The sequence below is a fragment of the Chloroflexota bacterium genome (assembly GCA_026706485.1).
GTDB lineage: Bacteria > Chloroflexota > UBA11872 > UBA11872 > UBA11872 > JAJECS01.
Map to the genome: position 1 here is coordinate 239,447 of JAPOYR010000002.1, position 19,125 is coordinate 258,571.

16 protein-coding genes are annotated in these 19,125 nt (G+C 66.8%); 7 read left to right on the forward strand and 9 right to left on the reverse strand.

Annotated features, from left to right (window positions below; translation table 11 throughout):
• Positions 1-47 precede the first annotated feature (47 nt).
• Entirely contained in the window at positions 48-800 is a 753-nt protein-coding gene (locus OXG79_01405; protein ID MCY3782424.1) for an aldolase/citrate lyase family protein, read from the forward strand.
• A 6-nt stretch (positions 801-806) separates the two neighbouring features.
• The gene (locus tag OXG79_01410; GenBank protein MCY3782425.1) at positions 807-1,589 is read left to right on the forward strand and encodes an aldolase/citrate lyase family protein; all 783 of its coding nucleotides are present in this window, start codon (positions 807-809) and stop codon (positions 1,587-1,589) included.
• 204 nt (positions 1,590-1,793) lie between these two features.
• Here OXG79_01410 and OXG79_01415 read toward each other — a convergent pair whose 3' ends face one another.
• Positions 1,794-2,762: a quinone oxidoreductase gene (locus tag OXG79_01415; GenBank protein MCY3782426.1), complete on the reverse strand. Its 969-nt coding sequence runs from the start codon at positions 2,760-2,762 to the stop codon at positions 1,794-1,796.
• 83 nt (positions 2,763-2,845) lie between these two features.
• On the opposite strand from OXG79_01415, the gene OXG79_01420 reads away from it, so the two are divergent.
• Positions 2,846-4,069, forward strand: coding sequence for an MFS transporter (locus OXG79_01420; protein MCY3782427.1), 1,224 nt, complete (start codon positions 2,846-2,848; stop codon positions 4,067-4,069).
• A 168-nt stretch (positions 4,070-4,237) separates the two neighbouring features.
• Here OXG79_01420 and menC read toward each other — a convergent pair whose 3' ends face one another.
• Positions 4,238-5,350 carry an o-succinylbenzoate synthase gene (gene menC / locus OXG79_01425; protein ID MCY3782428.1) on the reverse strand — a complete coding sequence of 371 codons (1,113 nt, stop codon included), beginning with the start codon at positions 5,348-5,350 and terminating at the stop codon, positions 4,238-4,240.
• 96 nt (positions 5,351-5,446) lie between these two features.
• Entirely contained in the window at positions 5,447-7,735 is a 2,289-nt protein-coding gene (locus OXG79_01430) for an MMPL family transporter (GenBank protein ID MCY3782429.1), read from the reverse strand.
• A 236-nt stretch (positions 7,736-7,971) separates the two neighbouring features.
• Here OXG79_01430 and OXG79_01435 point away from each other — a divergent pair, with 236 nt between their 5' ends.
• Positions 7,972-8,100 carry a hypothetical protein gene (locus tag OXG79_01435; GenBank protein MCY3782430.1) on the forward strand — a complete coding sequence of 43 codons (129 nt, stop codon included), beginning with the start codon at positions 7,972-7,974 and terminating at the stop codon, positions 8,098-8,100.
• Between the two features lie 128 nt (positions 8,101-8,228).
• On the opposite strand, the gene OXG79_01440 is transcribed toward OXG79_01435, so the two are convergent.
• On the reverse strand, positions 8,229-8,990 hold the full coding sequence (locus OXG79_01440; GenBank protein ID MCY3782431.1) for an SDR family NAD(P)-dependent oxidoreductase: 762 nt from the start codon (positions 8,988-8,990) through the stop codon (positions 8,229-8,231).
• Between the two features lie 115 nt (positions 8,991-9,105).
• Here OXG79_01440 and OXG79_01445 point away from each other — a divergent pair, with 115 nt between their 5' ends.
• Positions 9,106-11,151, forward strand: a complete 2,046-nt coding sequence (locus tag OXG79_01445) for a thioredoxin domain-containing protein (GenBank protein ID MCY3782432.1) — start codon at positions 9,106-9,108, stop codon at positions 11,149-11,151.
• Positions 11,152-11,195: 44 nt separating this feature from the next.
• Positions 11,196-12,095: a 4-hydroxy-3-methylbut-2-enyl diphosphate reductase gene (locus tag OXG79_01450; GenBank protein MCY3782433.1), complete on the forward strand. Its 900-nt coding sequence runs from the start codon at positions 11,196-11,198 to the stop codon at positions 12,093-12,095.
• Here the strand turns inward: OXG79_01450 and OXG79_01455 are convergent.
• Positions 12,092-13,147 carry an Ldh family oxidoreductase gene (locus OXG79_01455; protein MCY3782434.1) on the reverse strand — a complete coding sequence of 352 codons (1,056 nt, stop codon included), beginning with the start codon at positions 13,145-13,147 and terminating at the stop codon, positions 12,092-12,094. The two genes, OXG79_01450 and OXG79_01455, sit on opposite strands and share 4 nt — an antisense overlap.
• 171 nt (positions 13,148-13,318) lie before the next feature.
• Here OXG79_01455 and OXG79_01460 point away from each other — a divergent pair, with 171 nt between their 5' ends.
• Positions 13,319-13,621, forward strand: a complete 303-nt coding sequence (locus tag OXG79_01460) for a hypothetical protein (protein MCY3782435.1) — start codon at positions 13,319-13,321, stop codon at positions 13,619-13,621.
• Positions 13,622-13,772: 151 nt separating this feature from the next.
• On the opposite strand, the gene OXG79_01465 is transcribed toward OXG79_01460, so the two are convergent.
• From OXG79_01465 to OXG79_01480, 4 genes are all read right to left on the reverse strand, one after another.
• Positions 13,773-15,986 carry a hypothetical protein gene (locus tag OXG79_01465; GenBank protein ID MCY3782436.1) on the reverse strand — a complete coding sequence of 738 codons (2,214 nt, stop codon included), beginning with the start codon at positions 15,984-15,986 and terminating at the stop codon, positions 13,773-13,775.
• 132 nt (positions 15,987-16,118) lie between these two features.
• Positions 16,119-17,141: a phytanoyl-CoA dioxygenase family protein gene (locus OXG79_01470; GenBank protein ID MCY3782437.1), complete on the reverse strand. Its 1,023-nt coding sequence runs from the start codon at positions 17,139-17,141 to the stop codon at positions 16,119-16,121.
• Positions 17,142-17,212: 71 nt separating this feature from the next.
• Positions 17,213-18,235, reverse strand: a complete 1,023-nt coding sequence (locus tag OXG79_01475) for a phytanoyl-CoA dioxygenase family protein (GenBank protein ID MCY3782438.1) — start codon at positions 18,233-18,235, stop codon at positions 17,213-17,215.
• Between the two features lie 49 nt (positions 18,236-18,284).
• Positions 18,285-19,121 (reverse strand): ABC transporter substrate-binding protein, encoded by an 837-nt coding sequence (locus OXG79_01480; GenBank protein ID MCY3782439.1) that lies wholly within the window; start codon positions 19,119-19,121, stop codon positions 18,285-18,287.
• Positions 19,122-19,125 lie beyond the last annotated feature (4 nt).

Genomic DNA, 19,125 nt, shown 5'->3' on the forward strand with positions numbered 1-19,125 from the left:
GCGTAGCGTCACGCCGCGGAACGTAGCTGCGTAAGGAAACCGTCCCGATGCTGACCAATCGCGCGAAGCAACGGCTCGAGAGCGGCAAGGTAGCGCTCGGCGTGAGCTGCGGCTTCGGCGCGCCGTTTCTCGCCGAAGTGCTGGCGCGCGCGGGGTTCGACTGGGTCATGGTGGACAACCAGCACGGCATGTGGGACCGGCAGTCCTCGTCCCTCGCCATGATGGGCGTGCGGGCCGGCGGATCGACGCCCATGGTGCGCGCGCCCGAAAACGACTACTACGCCATCGGCCGGCTGCTCGACGAGGGCGCGCTTGGCGTGATCGTACCGATGGTCGACAACCGTGAGGAGGCCGAGCGGGTGGTCCAGGCCTGCCGCTATCCGCCCATCGGCAGCCGCTCGGACGGCGTGAGCGGTGCGAGCGTCTACGGCCCCGGCTATCGCGAGCGGGCCAACGACGAAATCCTGGTGGCGATCCAGCTCGAGTCGCGCGAGGCCATCGAAAACGCCGACGCGATCATGTCGGTGCCGGGCATCGACGCCTGTTGGCTCGGGCCGGCCGACCTGGCGAACTCGCTCGGCCACGCGCGCAACACGCCCGAGCACGACGCGGCGGTGAACGAAATGATCGCGGCCTGCAAGCGCCACGGAAAAGCCGCGGGCATCGCCGCGGGCAGCGTGGAGCAGGTGGAAAAGTGGGTGGCGGCCGGCTGCACCTTCGTCAGCGCCGGCGGCGACAAGATCTATGTAGGAACCAGCGCGGCGGCGGAGTTCAACGCGCTGGCGAGCTTGCGGGAGTAGCGACAAATGGCACGCATCGACTCATTGACCAATCCCGTCAAGGCCAAGTTGCGCCGCGGCGCGGTGGCCCTGGGCGTCGGTGTCGCGCTCGGCAGCCCAAACATCGTGGAGCTGCTCGCGCGGCAGGGATTCGATTGGATCTTGATCGACAACCAGCACGGCACCTGGGGGCGCGAGTCCACGTCGGCGGCGTTCATGGCGGCGCGGGCCGGCGGCGCGGTGCCCATTCCGCGGGTGCTCAGCAGCGAGTACACGGCCATCGGACATCTGCTCGACGAGGGCTGCACCGGGATCGTCGTTCCCATGGTGGATTCGCCCGAGGAAGCGGAGCAGGTCGTGCACGCCTGCAAGTATCCGCCCGCGGGCGGCCGATCGCTCGGCGCGGCGGGGGCGATCGCGCAGTGGCCGGAGTACATGAACCGGATCAACGACGAGCTGCTCATCATGGTGCAGATCGAGTCCAAGCAGGCCGCCGAGGCGGCAGACGAGATCATGGCGGTGGACGGCGTCGACGGCACGTGGGTCGGCCCGGCCGACCTGGCCGCATCCATCGGGCATGAGCAGGGAAGCACGGAGCACACGGATTGCGTCGTCGGCGTGTTCGACGCCTGCCGGAACCAGGGCAAGATCCCGGGCATCTCCGCCGGTCCGCCCGACTCCGCCAAGCGCTGGATCGAGCACGGCGCGCGCTTCGTGACCCTGGGCGCCGACGTGCTCTACGTGCTCCAGGGCGCGCAGGCCGAGCTTGAAGCCTTCGGCCGCGAGCCGGGGCTGGGGGACTGGTCGTAGCCGAAGCGTCCGCGACCCTTGGTTCCAAGGGTGTTCAACCGAGCATCTAGGTTCCGTTCGTGGTGAGCCTGTCGAACCACGCCCTTCGGCAGGCTCGGGAGGCGCCCTTCGACAAGCTCAGGGCGAACGGATGAGAGTCGTCCTTCGGTGCGCCGCCTCCGCTAGATCGAATTCAGCAACCGGTCGCATGGAAAGCACACGTGGCTAGGGAATCAGCAGCAGCTTCCCGCTCGTGGCGCGGCCTTCGAGGTCGGTGTGGGCTTGGGCGGCGTCGGCCAGGGCGTATTCGCCGTGGATCTTCAGCTCGAGCGAGCCGTCCGCGACCCAGCCGAGCACGGACGAGGTGCGCCAGGCGAACTCTTCGGAGGTGATGAGATGGTGCCCAAGGCTCGGACGCGCCAGGAATAGCGATCCTTTCTGGTTGAGGATCTGCGGGTCCATGGGCGGCACGGGGCCGCTGGCCGCGCCGAACAGGACCATGTAGCCGCGCGGCTTGAGGCAATCGAGGCCGCGGTCGAAGGTCGCCTTCCCGACGCCGTCGTACACCACGTCCACGCCGGCCCCGTCGGTGAGCTCGCGGACCTTGGGAAGAAAGTCTTCTTCCCTGTAGTTGATGACGTGATCCGCGCCCACGGCTGCCGCGACTTCCGCCTTGGCGGGTGTGCCGACGGTGGTGATGACCTCCGCGCCGGACTTCTTGGCCATCTGAATGATCAGGCGACCGGCGCCGCCGGCGCCGGCGTGCACCAGCGCGGTGTGACCGGCGCGCAGCGGGAAGCTCGAGGTTGTGAGGTAGTGCGCCGTGCAGCCCTGGAGCATCACGGCAGCGGCGGTGCGGGTGTCCAGCGCTTCCGGAATGCGCACCAGCCGGTCGGCCGCGACGGCCTGCAGCTCGGCATATGAGCCGATTTCGGTGCCGTGCGCGACGCGATCGCCAGCCTCGAGGGAGGTCACCTCCGACCCAACCTCCACCACCACGCCGGCGCCTTCCATGCCCAGCGTGAACGGCGGCTCGACGGGGTAGCGGCCGGTGCGCTGGTAGGTGTCGATGTAGTTCACCCCGGCGGCTTCGGTGCGCACCAGGACCTCGTTGGGCGCGGGCGACGGGTCGGGGATGTCTTCGTAGCTGAGCGCCTCGATGCCGCCCGGCGTGTGGACGCGAATGGCTTTCATGGGTGACTCCTTTGCGGCGGGAAAACGCCAGCATAGGACGCGGCGCGGCCGGGCAGGAATGCGCGTGACTTATATTCCGGCCCGTGCGCATCCCCGACGTGCTCCAAACCCTGCGCCCGCTGATCGCCGGCGTGTACCTGCCGGCGTTCCTGATGTTCTTCGGCGTCGGGATGCTGACGCCGACGCTGCCGCTGTTCGCGGCGGAGCTGGGCGTGAACTACACGCTGGTGACGCTGGCGGTGGCGGTGACCGGGCTGGGCACGCTGCTGTGGAATGTCCCGGCCGGTCTGCTGCAGGCGCGTTGGAGCGAGCATCGCGCCGCGATTGTGGGGGTGCTCGCGATTGCGGCGGCGACGATGGCGATGGGTTTCACGCGCGACTACACCTTGGTGGTGGTCTTCCGCGCGCTGGCGGGGATCGGCATGGCGACTTGGACGATCTCGCGCATGTCGCACCTGGTGGCCGCCGTGCCGCAGCACCACCGGGGGCGCGCGATGTCGCTGTTCGGCGGGATCATGCGCATCAGCCTGTTTCCCAGTCCCGCCGTGGGCGGCGCCTTGGCCGAGTTGGTGAGCTACGAGGCGTGCTTCCTGGTGGCGGGCCTCATCACCGTCGTCGGCGTGCTGCCGATGTTGCTGATGCGGCAGCGGGTCGAGCGGCCGCTGGGCAGCGTTCCGGCGCGGCACGTGGCGCCGGCGAGCCTGTGGGCGGTGCTGCGGGATCACTGGCGCGACCTCGCCACGGCCGGCACGGGGCATGTGCTGGCATCGGCCGCCCGCGCGGGGCGGCAGGTAATCATTCCGATCTATGGGGCCTTCGTCCTCGGTCTGGACGCCGCCGAGATCGGCGTGGTGGTGAGCGCCTCGTCGGCCATCGACATGACGCTGTTTCCGATCGCGGGCTACGTGATGGACCGATTTGGGCGCAAGTTCACGAATGCGCCGTCGATGGTCATGCTCGGCGCGTCCATGGCCGTGCTGCCGCTGGCGCAGGACTTCGTTGGGCTCATTGTGGTGGGGCTGTTTGCGGGCGTGGCCAACGGGTGGGGGTCGGGCGCCATGCTGACCCTCGGCTCGGACCTGGCGCCCCGCGAGTCGCCGGGACCGTTCCTGGGCGTCTGGCAGTTCATGGGCAACACCGGCATGACGGGCGGGCCGCTGATCGTCGGCGTGGTGGCGGATGCCGCCGGTCCCGACGCGACGCCGTTCTACCTGGCGGCGGCGGGATTCGCCAGCGGGCTCATTTTCTTGCTGTTGGTGCGCGAGACGCACCGGGTGCGAGGTCAGCCGGCGACGGCGTCGGCGTAGCATGGGATCTTGGCGTAATTGGGTGCGGGCGGGTCTGAGACCCGCCCCTACCGGACGCTCGGTCTCACGCTGTAGGGAGGTCGGGCCACCGGGCAATTCTGAGTCGGTGTAGGGGCAGCTCTTGTGGCTGCCCGGACCGACTCGCACGGGCGTCCACGAGGGGCGCCCCTACGCGGACGGGGGCGTTACCACGGCATGCCGGGTCGACATGCGTTCCAGCCGCTCCGGGTCGGGTTCGGGAAGGCCCTCGGTCGCCGGCGAAAACGTCAGATCGGGCTCCAACTCCAGGGCTGGCTCCGCCAGGTCCTGGCGGTAGAACTTGGACGACGGGAACAGATCGCCGGGATAGGTGAAGTTGGGCAGCGTCGCGAGCTCCACGCACAGCGCCGCGCCCACGGAGCTCTCGAGCATCCCGCCGATCCACACGGGGATGCCGGCGTCGCGGCAGACGTCGTGCATCGCAACGGAATTGGTGAATCCGCCCGCGCGGCCGGGCTTGATGTTGACGTAGTGGCAGGCGCCGATGCGGATGGCCTGCTGGACCATTTCGAGGTCGCGGGCGGACTCGTCCAGGCAAATCGGGGTCTCGATTGCTCGCGCCAGCTCGGCGTGGTCGAGGATGTCGTTCCAGCCCAGCGGCTGCTCGATGAAGGCCAGCCCCAGATCGTCGATGGCCTCGAAGGTGTCGAGATCGTCGAGGGTGTAGCCGGAGTTGCAGTCGATGTGGATGAGGTGATTCGGAAACGTCGAGCGCACGGCGCGCAGCATGTCGACGTCCCAGCCCGGCCGCACCTTGAGCTTGGTGCGCGGGAAGCCGGCGTCCACGGCCTGCTGCATGTTGCCGAGCAGCATGTCGATGGAATCCTGCACGCCGAAATCGGCGCCGGCGATGACGGGGCGCGTCTCGCCGCCCAGCAGGCGATGGACCGGCGTGCCGGTAATCTTTGACTCCAGCGTCCACCAGCTCAGCTCGACCGCCGCCTTGGCGAAGCCGTTGCCCTTGGCGAAGGCAAGCCGGTCGTGTAGGTCCTGCGCGGTGTCGTACTCACGTCCCACCACGTGCGGCCCAAACACCTCGGCCACCAGGTAGAAGACGCCGCCGGCGCACTCGTTCACGTAGTGCGGGGCGAAGAACGGGGTGGCCTCGGCCCAGGCCTCGTGGTCGCCGCTGGTGGCCTTCACGAGCACCGAGTCGATGTCGTAGTCCTCGCCGTAGGCGGTGCGCCAGGGGTAAATCAGCGGCATTCGGACGTAGTAGACGTCCAGGCGGTCGATGCGCATGCGGGCCTCCTCTGACAGGCATGGTGACGGGACGGGACTCGGGATGCAATAGGAAACCGACGGAGAGACGCGGCGGGGACGCGCGTTGGGTCTGGGCTAGGGCGTGCGGCGCTTGCGGAGGGCGACCGTCGGCTTGGGCGGAGTCACGACCGCGCCTTCCAATCGGACTTGCGGCAGCCAGCGCAGCGGTCGCGGCAGCCACCAGTTGCGCGACCCCAGCAGTTTCATCGAGGCCGGCACGAGGATGGAACGAATGAGCGTGGCGTCGATGGCGACGGCAACCGCCAGCCCGAAGCCAATCTGCTGAAACACGACGAGGTCGCCGGAGGCAAATCCGCCGAACACCGCCACCATGATCAGGGCGGCGCCGGTGATGAGCGCGCCCGTCCGCCGCAGGCCGAACGCCACCGACTCGGCGTTGTCGCCGGTACGGTCGAAGCGTTCCCGAATGCGGCTGAGCAGGAACACGTGATAGTCCATGGAGAGTCCAAACAGCACGGCGAAGAGCAGAATCGGGACCCAGGCCTCGATGGCCGTGACCTTCTGAAAGCCCAGCAGATCGGCGGCGAAGCCCATTTGGGAGACGAGCACGATGAGGCCGTAGGCGGCCCCGACCGCCAGGAGGTTCATGAGGATGGCCTTGGCCGGCACGATCAGCGAGCGGAATACCACCAGCAGCAGGACGAAGCTGATGCTGAGGACGATGCCGAAGACCACCGGGGTGTATTGCGTGGCCACGTCGAAGTAGGCCACGTTCTGCGCCGTGACGCCGGTGACGTAGGCCTTGGCGTCGACATCGGCCAGCGCCTGCGGAATGACCTGGTCCCGCAGACGGCGAACGGCGTCGGCGCCGGCGCCGCTGGTTGGTTCCGCGACCAGCGGCACGGTGATGAGCGCCGCCGTGCCGTCGCGGCTGATCTCGAGGCGCGAGGGACCGAACTCCGGGTCGTCGGCGAGCGCCGCCTGCAGCCGAGCGATCGCCGCCTGCACCTCGGCCACAGAGGTGTCGCCGTCGACGACGATTCGTGCCGGTGAGATCAGGCCACCGAGGAACTCATCCTGTAGCGCCGCAAGTCCATCGTGCGTTCGAGTTCCCGGCGGCAGGCTCGAAAGGCTGGAGGAGCCCGTGTTGATCCCAATGTTGGGCACCGCGGCCGCGGCCAGCAGGCCAACCACGATGACCAGGCTGACGATGGGCCGGCGCATGACGGCGTAAGCCAGGCGGTCCCACAGGGGTCGGCCGCGCCGGCGGTTGGCGGCGGCGGCGAGTCGTCCGAGGAACGGCAGACGGAGGGCATCGACGCGATCGCCCATGAGGCTGAGAACCGCCGGGAGCAGCGTGAGCGCCGCAAACACCGCCGCGGCGACCACGAGGATCGCGCCGGCGGCCAGTCCCTGGAACACGTTGACGGGAATGACCAGCAGCCCGAGCAGGGCCACGATGACGACCAGGCCGCTGATCAGCACCGCGCGGCTCGCGGTCGCTCCCATGGTCCTGATTGCGTCGACGGTGTCGCGGCCCGCGCGGCGCTCCTCGCGGTATCGGGACACGACGAACAGCGAGTAGTCGATGCCGACCGCCAGACCCATCATCGTGACCATGTTGACCACGAAGAACGAGAGGTCGAACACCTGGCCGATCAGCGCGGTCGCGCCCAGGGCAATGACGATCGCCACCCCGGCGAGGACGATGGGGAGCAGCGCCGCGGCGAAGGCGCCGAAGACCAGCACCAGGATCAGAAAGGCGATTGGCAAGGCCACCAGCTCGCCTTTTTGCAGGTCGCGCTCGGCGATCTCGCGAAAGTCCTGGCCGCCGGTGGCACGACCGGTCACATGCGTGGTGAAGCCTTCGGCTTCGATAGCGTCGACGACGGCGTGGACCCGGTGGACGTTGACGATTGCGTCCTCGAGATCGCCGCTCATGAGCACCGGCAGCAGCAGCGATTGCCGGTCACGCGATACCAGCGAGGGATCGCCGGTCTGGTAGTAGCTGAACACGCCCTGGACCGTTGCCGGGCCGAGCGCGATCAGGTCGGCCTGCAGCTGCTCGACCGTGGTGCGGAACGGCAGCTCGTCGACGGTCGTCGCCTCGGCCTGCACGATCACCAGTTCGGTGACGCCGTCCGGACGGTCGAACCGCTCGGCGATGATCTGGTCGCCGCGCACGTAGTCGGGGTTATTCGAAATCCGTTGATCGGTCGTCAGCGAGCCGCCCAGCTGCGTCGCCACCAGCGCGCTCGCCGCCACAAGCATGGCCGCCCAGATGCCGACGGTGCGCCACGGGTGGCGGGCGCAATGGGCGGCGAGTCCTCCCAGCGAGAGCTCGGGAACGGGCAGGCCGCCGACAACTCGAAGGCTCTGCACGCGGCGCACGAACCGCCTCATCAATCCGCCCCCGGGCCGGACTCGGTCGGGCTCGGTTCCAACTAGGTCCTGTCTCCGCCAGAGCCGCGCGTGGCAGGTGCGAAACAAGATGCTGCTCCCAAGGGCGTGGGCATCGCGCTTCTCGAATCGCGGAGGGCGGCGGGAGACGCCGCATGCTAGGTCCGACAAGTGTGGGGCGCGCACGGACGGCGCCTGTGTGAGTTCCGCGACGCCGCGAGGGGATGTGCTGGCGCTTTGTGAGCAGACTTACATTGCGGACGGCGTCGCCGGAGGTAGTGACCACGCCGTGGCTGGGTCTCAACCAGATGTACGTGCTGACAGAGACGACGCTGCTGCGGGATCAGATGCGGGGACTATTGGGTTAGCTCTGAGCGAACAGCGAGGTCCGGTGGCCCGCGCTGCGTGCAGCGTGGGACCGGCCGGGGCTCAATCTCCCAGGCTGCACGCAGCCTGGGCCACCGGGCACGCAGCCTGGGCCACCGGAGCGGAGTGCCTAAACCGGCTTGCCGCCGTGGACCATGAGCACTTGTCCGGTGGCCAGACGGTTGTGGACCACGAAGCCCATGATCGCGTCGGCCACGTCCTCGGGCTCGCAGACGCGCTGGAGATAGGTGCCGGTGCGGGCTCGCTCGCGGTTGGTGTCGGCGTACGTGGGGTCGGGATGGTCGTAGTGCCACTCGGTGTTGATGAATCCGGGCGCGACGCAGTTAACGCGCACATCGGGAGCCAGCGCCCGAGCGAGGGTGCGGGTGAGGCTGTGCACCGCCGCCTTCGAGGCGCAGTAGGGGATCGAGCTGCCGGAGTCGCCGATGCCGGCGACGGACCCCACGTTCACGACCACGCCCGCCCCGCCGGCGCGCAGGTGCGGCGCGGCGGCGCGGGTGACGTTGAACAGCCCCTGGACGTTGGTGGCAAAGATGACGTCCCAGGCTTCATCCTCCACGCTGTCGAGGTTCAGGATGTCGCTGAAGCGGGTGACCGCGGCGTTGTTGACCAGGATGTCGAGGCCGCCCAGGGCGTCGACCGCGTCGGCGACGAGCGCTCGCGCGGCAGTCGGCGAGCTGACGTCCGCCGCAATCGGCACGGCGGCCACGCCGTGGGCGCGGGCCTTGTCCACAACTTCGTCGGCACGGTCCTTCGAACGCGCGTAGTTCACGGCGACGGAGGCGCCGCGCTCGGCCAGCATCTCGACCGTGGCGGCGCCGACGCCGCGGCTGCCTCCGGTTACCAGGGCGCGTTTGCCGCTGAGCGTCATTGCAATGACTCCTTCGATCCGCCTGTTGGACTGGCATGGTACGCGTCCGCCGTTGGCGGCAGGCCGGCCGCCGGGTGAGAATTGGCGGCCGCTCGGCAGTCCGCGCGGCTCACCGATGGGTTCCCGTGTGCCGAATCGCCTCGCCGCCGAGTCCAGCCCTTATCTCCTGCAGCATCAGCACAACCCGGTGGATTGGTTTCCCTGGGGCGAGGAGGCGCTGGCCAAGGCGCGCGACGAGAGCCGGCCGATCTTCCTGAGCATCGGCTACGCGGCCTGCCACTGGTGCCACGTGATGGAGCACGAGTCGTTCGAGGACGACGACACGGCGGCCTATCTGAACGAGCACTTCGTCTCGATCAAGGTGGACCGCGAGGAGCGGCCCGACCTGGATCAGATCTACATGAGCGCGGTCACGGCGATCACGGGGCACGGGGGATGGCCGATGACGGTGTTCCTGATGCCCGACGGGCGGCCGTTCCACGGCGGCACCTACTTCCCGCCCGAGCCGCGCTACGGCATGCCGTCGTTCCTCCAATTGTTGAAGCAGGTGTGGGAAGCCTGGGTGATTCGGCGCGACGACCTGGACAACGGCGCCCAGCAACTCGCGGAGGCGCTGCAGCGCGTGCAAGTGGGCGCGTCGCCGAGCGAGCTCACGGAGCACAAGCTCGGTCAGGCCGGCCGGGTGCTGGCGGCGAGCCACGACCGGCAGCACGGAGGCTGGGGGGCGGCGCCCAAATTCCCGCAGCCCATGGCGCTCGAGTTCCTGCTGCGACGGCACGTGGCCACAGGCGAAGGGTTGCTGTTGGAGGTGGTGGAGCGTTCCCTGACGAAGATGGCGCGCGGCGGCATCTACGACCAGCTCGGCGGCGGCTTCCATCGCTACAGCGTTGACGCCGAGTGGCTGGCGCCGCATTTCGAAAAGATGCTCTACGACAACGCCCAGCTGGCGCGGGTGTACCTGCACGCCTGGCAGGTGACGGGCAATCCCGAGTACCGGGCGGTCGTCGAAGCGACGCTGGACTACGTGGCGCGCGAGATGACGCACCCGGACGGCGGGTTCTTCAGCACGCAGGACGCCGACTCGGAAGGCGAGGAGGGCAAGTTCTTCGTCTGGTCGCTGGCCGAGGTGGATGAGCTGTTAGGAGACGACGCGCCTCTCTTCCGCGACGCGTACGACGTGACGCGAGGCGGCAATTGGGAGGGCAAGACCATCCTGCGGCGGGTGCGCGACGCGGACGTGCTGGCGTCGATGCACGGTCTGGCGGTCGAGGAGGTCGAGGCGCGTCTGGCGCTGGGACGGTCAGCACTGTTGGAGCGGCGCGAAGGCCGCATCCGGCCCGGCTTGGACGACAAGGTGCTGACGGCGTGGAACGGCATGATGCTGGCGACCGTGGCGGACGCGGCGCGGGTGCTCGATCGCGAGGACTACCGCGAGATGGCGGTGCGCGCCGGCGAGTTTGCGCTGCGCGAGCTGCGCCGTCCCAATGGACGCTTGTGGCGCACCTGGCGCAACGGGCAGGCCAAGCTGAACGGCTATCTGGAGGACTACGCGTGCCTCGCCTCGGGCCTGGTGGAGCTTTACCAGACGACTTTCGATCCGAGGTGGTTTGAGGCCGCGTGCGAGCTGGCCGACGCCATGCTGGCGCACTTCGCGGATCCGGCAGGGGGCTTCTTCGACACCAGCGAGGACCACGAAACGCTGATCACCCGACCCAAGGACGTCCAGGACAACGCCACGCCTTCGGGCAACGCGATGGCGGCGACGGTGTTGGCACAGCTTGCCGCGCTGACGGGGGAAGCAAGATTTGCCGATGCGGTGGCGCGGGCGCTGCCGCTGGTTGGACGATTCGCCGGCGAGCATGCCACCGGGTTCGGACAGTGGCTGTGCGCGGCCGACTTTACGCTCGCGGGCGCCCACGAAGTCGCGATCGTGGGCGACCTTCAGGATCCCGGTACGCGCGAGCTCATCGACACCGCGTTCGCCACCTACCGACCCCGCCAGGTGGTCGCGGCGGCGGCGCCTTCCGAGTCGACCGCGGTGCCGCTGTTGGTCGGTCGGCCGCCGGTCAATGGGGCGGCGACGGCCTATGTGTGCCGCAACTTCGCCTGCGAATTGCCGGTCACGGATGCCGCCGGACTCGCGGCGCAACTGGCCGGATAGCGCCGGGCCGGTAGGATAGGGCAGATGCAACCTCAGGGGCTGCGATGGACGTTCTGCGAATAACGCCGCGGGGCTTCTGCCATGGCGTCGTGGACGCCATCCGCCTGGCGCAGGAGGCCGGTCAAACGCACGAGGGCCCCGTGTACATGCTGGGCTACCTGGTGCACAACGCCCACGTGGTGCAAGAGCTGGCCCAATACAACGTGAAGCTGATCGACCTGGACGATCGGTTTGCGGGGCTGGAGAAGATCGAAAGCGGCACGGTGATCCTCACGGCGCACGGCGTTTCGCCGGCGGTGAAATCCCGGGCGATGGACCGCGGGCTGACGGTGATCGACGCTACCTGCTCCGACGTCTACGTGACGCACGACCTGATCATCGACCTGGTCGACAAGGGCTACGAGATCATCTACGTGGGCAAGCCGGGCCATCCCGAGCCGGAAGGGGCGATCGGCGAAGCGCCCGATCACGTGCATCTGGTCTCGTCGACGGACGACGTGGCCAAGCTCGATCTCGACGCGAAGCACATCGCCGTGACCACGCAAACCACGTTGAGCGTGTGGGACACCGAGGACATCATCTCCAGCATTCTGGACAAATACCCCGACGCCGAGGTGCACAACGACATTTGCCTGGCGACCCAGGACCGCCAGGAAGCGGCCGTTGCCGCCGCCGACGAGTGCGATCTGGTGCTGGTGGTGGGAAGCTCGCGCAGCTCCAACTCACGGCGCCTGGTCGAGGTGGTGCGGGACATCAAGGGCAAGCCCGCGCACCTGGTGGACACCGTCGCCGAGATCGACCTGGAGTGGTTTGTTGATACGAAACGAGTGGGGATCACGGCGGGGGCGTCCACGCCCGCGCGCCTGACCCGCGAGGTGATCGAGTTCGTGGAGGCCTACGAGCCCGCGATCACGGCCCCCAACGGAGACGACGCCCGCGCCTAGAGCCGCTCGGACGAGCCGGTTTGCCCGGCTTCCGCGTTGAGGTCGTCGACCACGAATGGAAGCAGCGGCACGCCCAGCTCGCGCGATTCATCGAAGCGCTCCCACTCGATCTCGCCGGGCACGTAGATGCGCGACGTGCCTTCCACACGGTCGCACTCATGGAACAGCGCGATCTGCTGATCGACGAGGGCCGTGAACACGTCAGGCGGCATGAAGGCCGCGATGTCGATGGCGTGAAACCAGTGCCCGGTGTCGCCGTGGCTCCCATCGGGCTGCTGACGCCCGACCTTTGGTCCAAAGCTGGCGCCGGCCAGGACGCCGGCCAGGAGATCGACCACCTGCGCCAGGCCAATGCCCTTGGGTCCGCCGATGGAGACGCCGGATCCCTCGGCAAGATCGGCGGGATCCCTGCTCGGCTGACCATGGCGGTCCAAGATCCAGCCGTCGGGCACTGTCTGCCCCAAGCGTTCGGCAATCGCGACGCGCGAGTTGGCCGAGACGGACATCGCCATGTCCAGCACGATGGGGCGCTCACGAGCCGCGGGAATGGCGAAGGCGATGGGGTTGTTGCCGACCATTCGCTTCCGCCCGCCAAACGGGAACATCGTGGGCCCGGCGTTTGTGGCGGCGAACCCGATCATCCCGTGCGGGAGCGCCATCATGGCGAAGTGGGCGGCCGCGCCGAAATGGTTGCTCCCCCTGGTGAATCCGGTGGCTGCCCCGCTGGCGCCGGCTTTCCGAATGACCGCCTGCATGGTGAAGTGGCCCGCCACCGCACCAGGCGCGCGGTCGCCATCCACGTGCACCGTCGCGGGCGTTTCGCTCACGATGTGCGGCTGAGCCTCGGCGTTGGTGGACCCGCGGCGGATCTCCTTGCAGTACTTCGGCAGCATCACGTGGCCATGGGTGCGGACGCCGCGCATGTCGGCGGCGATGAGGTTGTCGGCCAGGATGCCGGCATGGTCGGAGCTGAGCCCCAGCCCCTGCAGCAGCCCTAGGTCAAAGTCCCGAAGGTCTGCCTCCGGGATGCGAACGTATTCGTCAGGCGGCATGGCGTGCTTGATTCAGGGAGTGCAGAACGCCTCAGAATCGTACGCCAAGCGTGGATCGACGACGGCACGGAGGGCGCGACGGGTGTAATCCCAGCCACGTGCACCAGTGCGCCGCAAGGCGTTGGCCGGGATTGCTACGATCATCGCCGCCGATCCGACCGGGACACCGATATGCCCGCACTTGACGATGCCGCCATGGAAGCCGTGGTCCAGGCGCTTTACGCGCATCCGAACCGTCGCCATGCGGTTCCGGTGGATTCCGAGGACGCCGTGGGAAGTCTGCGGCTTGCGCTCGAGGCGACGGTAGAACGGCTGCACGGGATCGACGCCATGTGGGGTCGGGGCGTTCGACTTGAGGTCGAGCGCGATGATGACGGCGTGCCACATCGCGCCTGGCTATGGCGGGGCTTGGTCGGCGGCCAGCGGCCGATGCGGGATGGCTTCAGCAGCGAGCCGCGGCGGGTGCGCGCTTAGCCCAATCTCGCCCCCCACGCAGCACAACAGCGTCGCGCGCTGCGTCCCGGGCTAACCAGGCGACAAATAGATTCTATCTTCCAGCAGCTCAAGGTTTACACCGAAGTATTGACGCAGCATCGCCCGAAATATATTAACCGAAGTAATTCCATTATACTTCCAGCAGCTCAAGGTTTACACCGAAGTATTGACGCAGCATCGCCCGAAATATATTAACCGAAGTAATTCCATTATACATAGGCATATCCCCGCCTTCCGGGAACAAATAAGCTGCAAGAATATGGTGACAGATCGGCGAGAAACTGCAGTTTTCTATGCCGTGATCGCTCATTATGACAATGATCGGTGTAATCGAAGACCGCTCAAGGATTCCATCGATGATTTCAAGCAACCTTGAATTCAGCCAGATTATCTGGCCGTAAAGCGCCGATTTCACCGTCGGGTCATGGTCGTGAGACCAAGCACCACTAGGCGCGATTTCTCCATATTGATCGAACGAATAGGGGGAGTGGGGCTTAACCAGATGAGCATAGACAAACTGCGGCGATGCATTCGCACCAAGCTCGTTCATATAGTCCATCCAATCAAGAACGCGCCGAGGATCCTCCCACGAATCCACATAGTGATCTTCAGCCTGGAATGAATCCGGACGATGCATGCCGCTAGCGAGCGTAGTCCTCAAGAACTCGCTCATGAATCTGTTGGATAAACTGAAGGCCCGCTGCCAATGATATCTATATTGTGATCGCTGGTCATAGTCGACGTACCCGGAAATGATACGACCTTGAGGCGTGAAATCCACGATTTCATCTGCATTTCGACTCGTCGCGGTCATTTGCCATCCCGACGACACGTGAACGTACTTGTATCCCAGTCCAGTTAGCACTCTGCCTAAAGCATGGTCAAGCGCCGCATCGTAAATCCGGTATGTATCCCCCAGAGATTCCTTGCAGGGGTGGGCATGCTGAATATAACTCATATTCAAAGACGATGTGATCGACCAAACCGAACACGTATAGTTGCTTTGTGCATATGGATCGACATAGAATCCACGGTTTTTCAGTTCTTGCACGAACGCACTGTTGTCAAATGACTCCGGCGAACCACTGCGGGGATATCCGTCCAATTGGATCACGTAGACATCCCGCAGCTCGTGCGACGAGCTCGCGACCAGACCCTCATTGATTTGCCGGTCAATATCAGTCGCATTTGCCAGGATAGAACTTTCTTCAGGCTGCTGAATTTGAGTCGAAAGGAGCACTTGCGCGAGCTGGAACATCGGGAACGCGACAAGCACAATGCTTGCAAAGTTGAGGATTTGACCGATCCTTTGCAAGGAGTCTGTGCGACCTCGCAATAGCATGCCGGAACCGACGATGATCGGCACTCCAATCCCCAGGAGGAATCTCCAATCCGGCTGCTCTACGTCGGCGGCATATATATGGCCATAGGAAAAGAATATGACCCCGAGTATCCCCGTGAGTAAGGCTGCCGGCTCCGCGCCGTTGAGAGCAATTCGAAGCGCGACGAAAACGCCGGTAACTCCGGCCATAATCACAACGCTCGGAAGGATTGCCTCGTATGCTCGTAGGAGAATCAGGTTCGTCGCGAGGAAATGCAGAATGGCAAACGCTGGTATGAGCCATGGAAAGACATAGAAGGCGCGACGCCCAGCCGCTGGTTCCAAGGGCGGGCGTTGCACGCGCAGCCGGGCTCCCACCAGCCGCAGCTTGTCCGCGGTTGCTCCGCCGACGACAACGGCAGCCTGCAATCTCCCATGCACTCGGCTGAGGCGGCGTGCGACCGGGGGGCTGAGCAACACGGCCGCCACCGCCGCGACAATCCCGCCGACCAGGCGCAATAGATCGAGACTCGCTCCTGCCAGCGCCGCCCGCCATCCCTCGCCTCGCCAAATCACTTCGTACGCCAGCGGTCCCTGGTCGGTCGGATTGAGATTGAGCGTCGGCCCCCCACCTGCACCACCAGCCTCCGTGGTGCCGAAAATGGCGTGGTTGCTCCGCTCATCCGACACCCAGAGCTGCAGGACCAACGCCTCTCCAGGCACCGGATGGTATGGCGGGAATTCAAGCACGTAGGGCTGGAGGAGATGGCTGGGCTTGATCCCGACTCGGTCCTGCCGGACTAGCTCCCGGTCCGGTCCTTGCAGCAGCGCCGCCACCACCGGCGCCTCCTGGCCGCGGTCCGCGCCGGCGGCGCCCCAAATCCGGATCTCCGACACCACGCCAAGCCCGTCATCCAGGACCTGCTCCACCGATTGCTCGGGCCACACCGGGCCGACCGCATCGACGATGTCCCCAGCCGATCGCGCCACGAAGCTCGTGCGCGGCAGCAGGCTCAGCAGCAATCCCAGTCCGACCAGACCGAGGATCGCCGAGGCTAGCCGGAGCCGCGAGTCAGGCAGCGGAACAGCCTTGAGGCCGGACGGGAGCGATGGCGCATCCGAGGTTTCGGCAGATCACGAGCAGTGCCGCACGCGCTAGGAGGCTTCGGCTTCCAGTGCGGCGAGCGCCTCGGCGGCCTTGCGCTTCTTATCCGGATCGGGGTCCCGGGCGACGATGCGCTGCAGGGTGGCGCGGGCCTCGATGCCGCCTTGTGCAGCCACCTCGAACGCCATGGCATCGCGCTTTTCGTTGTACTGCGTGTCGAATTCCCCCATGTTGAGGTCCCAGTCGCGCCAGTAGTACTGGTGCTGACCCGGCGCCCAGCCGGCGTAGATCTGCTCCCAGGAGACATCGGGGTCGTGCGGATTCAAGCTGCCAGGCAAGATCGGATCGGCGATGCGCTGGAAGCGCAGGTCCACCGACAGGCGCAAACGTTTGCCTGTGGCCGGCGCCCCGCGATGGACGGTCATGCTGTGGAAGAACAGCACGTCGCCTTGGTTGAAGGTGCCGCCCACCCACGTCCCATGCAGCGGGTCCGAAATCTCCGTACCGCTGGCGCCGAGCGCCGGGACAAAGTCGAAGACGCCCTTCAGATGCGATCCGGCAGCGATCTCAAGCCCACCCATCTCCGATGTCAAGTCGGTGAGGGGAATCCAAGCGGTGATCGTGTCGGCGGCGCCCTGCACGGGAACGAAATCCTGGTGCGCCGGCGTGGTGTAGGCCGTGCGCTCGGGAAATATCACGCGGGCGATGACGCGCGGTTGTGGCATGACGGTGGCGTCCAGGACACGCTCCATCAAGTCCATGAGCTCCGACCGGTGCTGCAGGGCGTGAAACGCGGGCAGGCTGTAGAGCCGGTTGTAGACCTTCTGGTATTCCGGCTCGGGCTCAACGGCGAATGCGCTGGGATCGGCGACCTGGTCAGTCGCGGGAGAGTCGGCGGCGATCCAGCCTGAGTCACGCAGCACGGGAAGGAATTGCCGACGCAGGTCTTCGACCACGGGCGGCGGCAGCAGGCCCCGAACGAAAAGGTAGCCGTCGCGGTCGAAGCGACCGCGCACATCGGCGGCGTCGCCGGCGATTTCAGTAGCGTCAAAGAAGGGACGAACGTCGCTCATGGTCGGACTCTCAGGAGCCGTGACGTCGTGCGTGAGTGTAGCCAGCGCCGACTCCAACACTGCGGCACGCGCTACGCGGTGTCGGCGTCGAGCGCGGCGAGCGCCTCCTCGGCCCTCAGTTTCTTGGCGGGATCGGGGTCACGGGCGACGATGCGCAGCAGCGTGGCTCGGGCCTCCGCATCGCCCTTGGCGGCCAGCTCGAACGCCATGGCGTCCCGACGCTCGTTGTATTGCGTGTCGAAATCTGCAACGTCGAGGTCCCAGTCGCGCCAGAAGTACTGGTGCTGTCCCGGCGCCCAGCCCTCGTAAATCTGCTCCCAGGTGACATCGGGGTCATGCGGTCTGAGGCTGCCCGGCGCAATGGGATCCGCCATCCGCTGAAACCGCAGGTCGACCGACAGCCGCAGCCGAGTGCCCGTGGCCGGCGCCCCGCGATGGACGGTCATGCTGTGAAAGAACAGCACGTCGCCCTGCTGGAAGGTGCCGCCCACCCAGGCGCCGTGCAGCGGATCGGTGATTTCCATGCCGCCGGCGCCCAGTGCCGGCACGAAGTCGAACACGCCCTTTCGGTGGGTGCCGGCCGCGATCTGGAGCCCGCCCATCTCGGGTGACAAGTCAGTGAGCGGAATCCAGGCCGTGATGGTGTCGGCGGCGCCCTGTACAGGCACGAAGTCCTGGTGCGCCGGTGTGGTGTGGGCCGTGCGATCCGGGAACAGCACCCGGGCGATGACGCGCGGCTGGGGAATCACGGGAGCGTCGAGCACCGCTCCGATGAGGTCCAGCAGCTCGGCGCGGTGCTGCAGGGCGTGAAACGCGGGCAGCCGGTAGAGCTGGTTGTAGACCTTCTGGTAGGCCGGTTCGGGCTCGACGGCGAAGGCGCGCAGCTCGGCGACTTGGTCGTCCGGCGGGGAGTCGGCGGCAATCCATTCGGCCTCGCGCAGCACGGTGAGGAATTGGCGGCGCAGGTCTTCCACCACGGGCGGCGGCAGCAGGCCGCGCACGAAGAGATAGCCGTCGCGGTCGAAGCGGCTGCGGGCCGCGTCGGCGTCGCCGGCGATGTCAGTGGCGTCGAAGAAGGGGCGAACGTCGCTCATGATCGGACTCTCGGGAGCCGTGTCGTCGTGCGTGAGTGTAGCGAGCGCCTTAGGCCGGAAGAATGTCCAAGGGCGGCACGCTTTCCAGCAGCCCGGCGTCCGTCGCACGGCGGTAGAGCGCTTCGAGACCGGCGGCGCCCGGCGTCCCCATGTCGCGAGTCAGATCGTTGACGTACATCCGCGTAAACGCCGCCATGAGGTCTGAGTCAACCTCGGGAGCAAAGCCGTGGGCGTAGGCCAGCGCCAGCTCGGGATTCGCATCGGCCCAGGCGATCGAGGCGCCCAGGGCGGACGCGAGCGCGCGCTGTCGGGCCTCGCCGAGTTCGCGCCGCACCACGTTGAGGCCCAGCGGCAGGGGGAGCCCGGTCGAGGCGAACCAACGCTCGCCGAGGTCGAGCTGTTTGACTACTCCGTAGTCGGCGTAGTTGAGCTGTCCCTCATGGATCACGATTCCCGCCGTCACCGAGCCGTCCCGAACCGCGGGCAGCACGTCGGCAAAGGCCATCTCGACCGGCTGAAACGGGGGCAGAAATATCCGGCCGAGGAGATAGGCGGTGGTGTGCTCGCCGGGGATCGCCACCGGCGCGCCGCGGATATCGGCTTCCGCGCTTCGCGCGACGACGATGGGGCCATAGTTGAGCCCCATGGACGAGCCGCAGGCGGTGATGCGGTAGTTGTCCGCGACATAGGGATAGGCGCCCGCCGACACCTGGGACATGTCGAGGTCGCCGGCAAAGGCGCGCCGATTCAATGCCTGGATGTCGGCGTGGACTTCGGAATAGCCACCGGACGGCAAGCCTTCCACCGTCACCTTGCCGTGGGCCAGCGCGTAGAACATGAACGCGTCGTCGGCGTCGGGGCTGTGGCCCACGGTCACTCGCGTCATGACA